Below are 2,200 nucleotides of genomic sequence, written 5' to 3' on the forward strand. Positions count from 1 at the left end.
CTGGCCTCCGCCGCCGTCAGCCGGCGCGGCACCGGCAGTACCTGGCGCGGGGTGCGGGCGGCCCTCCGCAGCATGTCCCCGGCCCGGAAGCCCGCCCACGCCAGCGACGCCTGGGCCCGTGACACCAGCGGGGTCAGCGGCAGGACGAAGGGCTGCGCGGCCACCAGGTGCGGTGCCGTACGCGTCATCAGCACCCCCCGCTCGACCGCGCTCTCGTGCGCCACGTCGAACTGCCCGGCCGCCAGATAGCGCAAGCCGCCGTGGATCAGCTTGGAACTCCAGCGGGAGGTGCCGAAGGCCAGGTCGTGGGCGTCGACGGCGACCACGTCCAGACCGCGCGCCGCCGCGTCCAGGGCGACGCCCGCCCCCGTCGCGCCGAGGCCCACCACCAGCAGGTCGGCCGTGCCGCCCCCGGCCGCCCTGGCCAGCTCGCGGGTGCGGCGGGCGGCGTCGAGCGACGAACCCGGTGCCGCCGTACGGTCGGCGCGGTCGCGGTTGCTCATGGGGTGAGGGTCCTCTCCAGAAGGGTGCGCAGCTCGCCCAGGAAGGCGGCGGCGTCCAGCTCGGTGTCGTCCTCGTCGGTCATGGTGCGCAGCGACAGCGCGAAGGACTGCACCAGCAACAGCACGGCGCGGGCCTGGCGTCCGGGGTGCGTCACACGAACCGAGCCGTCGGCGTGGCCCTCACGCAGCGCGTCGGTCAGCAGCGCCAGCAGGGCCTCCTGGGTGGCGCCGCGCCGGTCGAGGACGTAGGGGAGCAGCAGCTCGGGGTCGACGTCCAGGATCTTGTGGAACAGGGGGTGGTCCCGGAACTCGGTGACGCCCGCGACCAGTCCGGTCACGAGCCGGGCGCGGGTGTGCGGGCCCGCGGACGCGCCGGGCATCGCGCGCGTGGCCACGGCGAGCCACTCGCGGGTCATCAAGTCGCCCACCAGCGTGCGCAGATCGGGCCAGCGCCGGTACAGCGTCATCCGGGAGACCCCGGCGCGGCGGGCCACGTCGGCGAGCGTGGTGCGGCGGACACCTACGGCCAGGACGCAGTCGCGCACCGCGTCGAGCACGGTGTCGGCGTCCGAACGGTTGTGACGGATGGACGTCATGTGTAACAGTGTAACGCCCCGGCGGCCGGGGGGAGATGGCGCCGCACACACCGAACCGACGTGGTGAGGACGACCGTCCGATGGACATGCTGTGGAACGGCTGGGGCGACCCGGCGAAGGCGGCCCCCCTGCCCGACGCGGTGGCCGGACTCCTGCACGACCTGCTCGGCGTCCGCCCGAGCCCGTCAACCCCGGTAGCCCTCCAGGACCTTGAGCTGCCCGGGCCCATGCTCGCCCCGGCCGCCCTGAAGGACCTCGCCGACGCGGTGGGCTCGGCGGACCACGTCCGCACCGACACCGAGAGCCGTGTCCGGCACCTCCGGGGCAAGTCCACCCCCGACCTGCTGCGCATCCGCGCGGGCGACGTCACCGACGTACCGCAGGCCGTCGTCCTGCCGGCCTCCCACGAGGAGGTGCTCGCCGTGCTGCGGGCCTGTGCCGCGCACGCGGTGGCGGTCGTGCCGTACGGCGGCGGCACCAGCGTCGTCGGCGGACTCGCCCCCGAGCGCGGGGAGTTCGTCGCACTCGACCTGCGCCGGATGGACGCCCTGCTCGACCTCGACCCGGTCTCCCGCACCGCCGTCCTCCAGCCCGGCCTGCGTGGCCCGCAGGCCGAAGCCCTGCTCGCCGCGCACGGCTTCACGCTCGGCCACTTCCCGCAGTCCTTCGAGTGGGCCACCGTCGGGGGCTTCGCCGCCGCCCGCTCCAGCGGCCAGGCGTCCGCCGGGTACGGCCGCTTCGACGAGATGGTCCTCGGCCTGACCCTCGCCACCCCCGAGGGCACCGTCGAAACAGGCCGCGCCCCGCGCTCCGCCGCCGGACCCGACCTCCGCCAGCTCGTCCTCGGCTCCGAGGGCGCCTTCGGCGTCATCACCTCCGTCACCGTCCGGGTACGGCCGCAGCCCGAGCAACGCCTGTACGAGGGCTGGCGGTTCGCCACCTTCGCCGAGGGCGCCGCCGCGCTGCGCAGGCTCGCCCAGGACGGACCCCGGCCCACCGTGCTCCGGCTCTCCGACGAGACCGAGACCCTGGTCGGCCTCGCCCAGCCCGACGCCATCGGTGCCGCCCTCGCCGACGGCGGCACCGGCTGCCTCGCCGTCA

The 2,200-nt window shown here is 75.5% G+C and carries 3 protein-coding genes; 1 reads left to right on the plus strand and 2 read right to left on the minus strand.

Annotated features, from left to right (window positions below; genetic code table 11):
* Positions 1 to 503 (minus strand): FAD-dependent oxidoreductase (locus GT030_RS01395; RefSeq protein ID WP_161199432.1); only part of this gene is annotated, 503 nt, incomplete at its 3' end.
* Positions 500 to 1,099, minus strand: a complete 600-nt coding sequence (locus GT030_RS01400; RefSeq protein ID WP_161199433.1) for a TetR/AcrR family transcriptional regulator — start codon at positions 1,097 to 1,099, stop codon at positions 500 to 502. The genes GT030_RS01395 and GT030_RS01400, both read right to left, overlap by 4 nt.
* An 80-nt stretch (positions 1,100 to 1,179) precedes the next feature.
* Between GT030_RS01400 and GT030_RS01405 the strand changes: the two genes are divergently transcribed.
* Positions 1,180 to 2,200 (plus strand): FAD-binding oxidoreductase (locus GT030_RS01405; protein ID WP_161199434.1); only part of this gene is annotated, 1,021 nt, incomplete at its 3' end.

The organism is Streptomyces sp. SID1328 (assembly GCF_009865595.1).
Classification (GTDB): domain Bacteria; phylum Actinomycetota; class Actinomycetes; order Streptomycetales; family Streptomycetaceae; genus Streptomyces; species Streptomyces griseoluteus.